The sequence below is a fragment of the Streptomyces sp. NPDC001668 genome (assembly GCF_042893155.1).
Classification (GTDB): domain Bacteria; phylum Actinomycetota; class Actinomycetes; order Streptomycetales; family Streptomycetaceae; genus Streptomyces.
In genome coordinates, this window is the sequence record NZ_JBIAUQ010000034.1 from 1 (window position 1) to 3,925 (window position 3,925).

Annotated in this window: 3 protein-coding genes; all 3 read right to left on the reverse strand. The window is 70.6% G+C overall.

Annotated features, from left to right (window positions below; all coding sequences use genetic code 11):
- Positions 1-86: 86 nt before the first annotated feature.
- The 3 genes from ACFYZ8_RS44790 to sucC all read right to left on the reverse strand — a co-directional run bounded on the left by ACFYZ8_RS44790 (position 87) and on the right by sucC (position 3,780).
- Complete coding sequence (locus ACFYZ8_RS44790; RefSeq protein ID WP_388542558.1) at positions 87-1,643, reverse strand: aldehyde dehydrogenase family protein; 1,557 nt, start codon at positions 1,641-1,643, stop codon at positions 87-89.
- A 95-nt stretch (positions 1,644-1,738) separates the two neighbouring features.
- On the reverse strand, positions 1,739-2,638 hold the full coding sequence (gene sucD / locus ACFYZ8_RS44795; RefSeq protein WP_388542557.1) for a succinate--CoA ligase subunit alpha: 900 nt from the start codon (positions 2,636-2,638) through the stop codon (positions 1,739-1,741).
- Positions 2,639-2,649: 11 nt separating this feature from the next.
- Positions 2,650-3,780 (reverse strand): ADP-forming succinate--CoA ligase subunit beta, encoded by a 1,131-nt coding sequence (sucC, locus tag ACFYZ8_RS44800; protein ID WP_388542555.1) that lies wholly within the window; start codon positions 3,778-3,780, stop codon positions 2,650-2,652.
- Between the last annotated feature and the right edge of the window lie 145 nt (positions 3,781-3,925).

The following is a 3,925-nucleotide window of genomic DNA, read 5'->3' on the forward strand; positions in this document are numbered from 1 at the left end:
ATGCTCGCCACCCCATCTCTGCGTCGTCGTGTGTATGCCGTCGGCCGGGCGGCGCCCCTCTGCTCGGAGCGCCGCCCTGACCTGCTTCACGGCTTCAGCTGGTACTCGGGGAAGTTGCCGGGCAGCCGTTCGCCGGCGGGACCCTGGGTGACGGCGCGCACGAGGAGTTCGCCGCCGACGAAGGCGCCGCGCCAGGAGGCGCCGAACCCGCCGAACAGCTCGTCGCGGTCGCCGCGGGAACGCGGTGTGCCGTGGCCGACCTTGAACGCGCGGATCTGCGGGGCGAGCCGGTCGAAGGTGGCCCGGTCGTCGGTGGACAGGGTGGCGACCAGGGCGCCGTTGGAGGCGTTCATCGCGGCCAGCAGTTCGGCCTCGGTGTCGACCAGGACGATGGTGTCGACCGGGCCGAAGGGTTCCGCGTGGTGCAGGGGTGAGGAGGGGGGCGGGTTCAGGAGGGTGACCGGCTGGACGTACGCCGAGGTGTCCTGGCCGGGCAGGAAGCGGGCGTCGGCCTCGCTGCCGCGGTGCACGGGGACGGCTCCGCGGTTGATGGCCTCGGCGACCTGGTCGCGGAGTTCCTTCGCCTTGGCCGCGTTGATCATCGGCCCGAAGTCCAGTGCCGGGTAGGGGTCGTCGGGGTGTTCGACGGCGAGCGGGTGGCCCAGGCGCAGGGTGCGCACCGCGGGGAGGTAGGCCGTCAGGAACTCGTCGAAGAGTTCGCGTTGGACGACGAACCTCGGGTAGGCGGTGCAGCGCTGCTTGCCGTAGTCGAAGAGCTTGGGGATGACGGCGGTCAGCGCGTCCCAGTCGGTGTGGTTCCAGATGCCCCAGGTGTTGAGTCCCTCCTGTTCGAGTACGTGACGCTTGCCGAGGTCGGCGACGGCCGTGGCGACGGCGGCGCCGGTGTCGCGGCCGCCGACGAAGGAGACGCAGCCGATCTCGGGCGCTCGCACCAGCGCCTCGGACAGCTCTCCCCCGCTGCCGCTGACGAGGGTGACGGGGATCCCCTCGCGGGCGGTGAGCGCGCAGGCCAGGGTCAGACAGGCGACGCCGCCGTCGGTCGGGGTCTTGGCGATGACCGCGTTGCCCGCCAGTGCCTGCACCAGCATGGCGTGAACGAGCACGCTCATCGGGTAGTTCCAGCTGGCGATGTTGGACACCGGGCCGTCCAGCGGGGCGCGGCCCTCGACCATCGGCTCGATACCGTCGACGTACCAGCGCACGCCGTCGATGGCCCGGTCGACGTCCGCCTGCGCGAGCCGCCAGGGCTTGCCGATCTCCCAGACGAGCAGAAGCGCGAGGAGTTCGCGGTGCTGGGTGAGGGCGTCGAGGGTGGCCGCGACGCGGGCCCGGCGCTCTTCGAGCCGTATGTGCCGCCAGGCGCGGTGCTGGTCGAGGGAGGCGCGGACTGCCTGGTGGGCGGTTTCCCGGTCCAGGCGCGGCGGGCCGGCGATCGGGCTGCCGTCGACGGGGCTGGTGGCGGGCAGCGCCCGGCCGTCGGCCTGCCAGGCGGAGGCCCAGAGGTTGAGGACGCGGTCGTCCCGGAAGGCCTCGGGGGCGACCGCGAGGCAGCGCTGCCAGGCGTCGTTCCACGAGGTTCCGGACTTCGCGATGAGATGGGTGTCGTTGAGGGTGGTCGTCATGCGGTGTCTCCGCTCTCGGTGCACAGTCGGGGGCGGGGTGTGAGGGGGATGCGGCGGGCCCGGAGCGGTCTCCGTCCGCCGCAGAGCGGCCGGGGTCAGGCCCGCGGGGCCCGGCGGACCGTGTCCAGCAGGGTGAGCACGAGGCGAGCCGTCTCGGTGGGGGTGCTCCCGACCTTGACGCCGGCCGCCTCCAGCGCCGCCTTCTTCGCCTGAGCCGTGCCCGCCGAACCGGACACGATGGCGCCCGCGTGGCCCATGGTCCTGCCCTCGGGCGCGGTGAATCCGGCGATGTAGCCGACGACGGGCTTGGTGACGTGCTCTCGGATGTACGCGGCGGCCCGTTCCTCTGCGTCGCCGCCGATCTCCCCGATGAGGACGATCAGTTCGGTGTCGGGGTCGTCCTGGAAGGCGGCCAGGCAGTCGATGTGGGTGGTGCCGACGACGGGGTCTCCGCCGATGCCGACACAGGTGGAGAAGCCGATGTCGCGCAGCTCGTACATGAGTTGGTAGGTGAGCGTGCCCGACTTGGACACCAGGCCGACCCGGCCGGACCTGGTGATGTCCGCCGGGATGATGCCCGCGTTGGACTGACCGGGGGTGATCAGGCCCGGGCAGTTGGGTCCTATGATCCGTGTCCCCTTCTTCTTCGCGTACGAGGTGAAGGCGACGGAGTCATGGACGGGGATGCCCTCGGTGATGACGACGGCCAGCGCGATCCCCGCGTCGGCGGCCTCGGCAACTGCCGCTTTCGCGAAGGCGGGTGGCACGAAGACGACGGTGACGTCCGCTCCGGTCGCCCGTATGCCGTCGGCGACCGAGCCGAAGACGGGGAGGACCCGCTCGTCGAAGTCGACCGTCTGTCCGGCCTTCCGCGGGTTGACGCCGCCGACCACGTCGGTGCCGGCGGCGAGCATGCGCCGGGTGTGTTTCATGCCCTCGCCGCCGGTCATGCCCTGGACGAGGACCCTGGAATTCTTGGTCAGGAAGATGGCCATGTCCCGCTCCTTCAGCTGGAGTTGGCGAGTTCGGCGGCACGGCGGGCGGCACCGTCCATGGTGGTGGCCTGCTGGAGCAGTGGATGGGCGTGTTCGTCGAGGACGGCACGGCCGCGCGCCGCGTTGTTGCCGTCGAGGCGCACGACGAGGGGCTTGGTGAGCCGGACCTCGTCCAGGGCCCTGACGATGCCGTCGGCGACCGCGTCGCAGGCGGTGATGCCGCCGAAGACGTTGACGAACACGGACCTCACAGCGGGGTCCGACAGGATGACCGTCAGTCCGTCGGCCATGACCTGGGCCGAGGCACCGCCGCCGATGTCGAGGAAGTTGGCGGGGCGGGCTCCGCAGCCGGCGACCACGTCGAGGGTCGACATGACCAGGCCGGCGCCGTTGCCGATGATGCCGACCTCGCCGTCGAGCTTGACGTAGTTGAGGCCCTTCGCGGCAGCGACGGCCTCCAGCGGATCGTCGTACGTGATGCTCTCGGCGCTCCAACGGGACTGCCAGAAGCGGGCGTTGTCGTCGAGGGTGACCTTGCCGTCGAGGGCGAGGACCTGCCCCTGCCGGGTCCGCACGAGCGGGTTGACCTCGACGAGGACCGCGTCCTGGCGGACCAGCACCTCCCACAGTCGTACGAGGACGTCGACGGTCTGCGGTGGCAGTCCGGCCGCGTCGGCGATCTCGGCCGCCTTCGCCGGGGTGACGCCCTCGTCGGGGTCGACCGGTATACGGGCGACCGCTTCCGGGCGGACCGCGGCGACCTCCTCTATGTCCATGCCGCCCTCGGCCGAGGCGATGGCGAGGAAGCGGCCCGCGCTCCGGTCGAGAACGTAGGCGACGTAGAACTCGCTCTCGATGTCCACCGGTTGGGCCAGCATGACCTTGCCGACCGGGTGTCCCTTGATGTCCATGCCGAGGATCCGGCGTGTTGCCTTCTCGGCCTCGGTCGGGTCGGCGGCGAGCCGTACTCCGCCCGCCTTGCCCCGGCCACCGGTCTTGACCTGTGCCTTGACGACGGCGCTGCCGCCGAGCCTGCGGGCGATCGCGCGGGCCTGCTGGGGCGAGTCGGTGACCTCGGCCCTCGGCACAGGGATCCCGTGTTCCTCGAAAAGCTCCCGTGCTTCGTGCTCGTACAGGTCCATGCTTGGGCTCCCGTCTCCATGTGCACGACTCAAAAGTGCTGCACGCCCCCTGGACATCACCCATCGGATGCGGGATAACAATCTTCATACAGTATTCGTCGACTGTATGCAATGTGCCAAACATGGCCGTGAGGTGATCCATGAC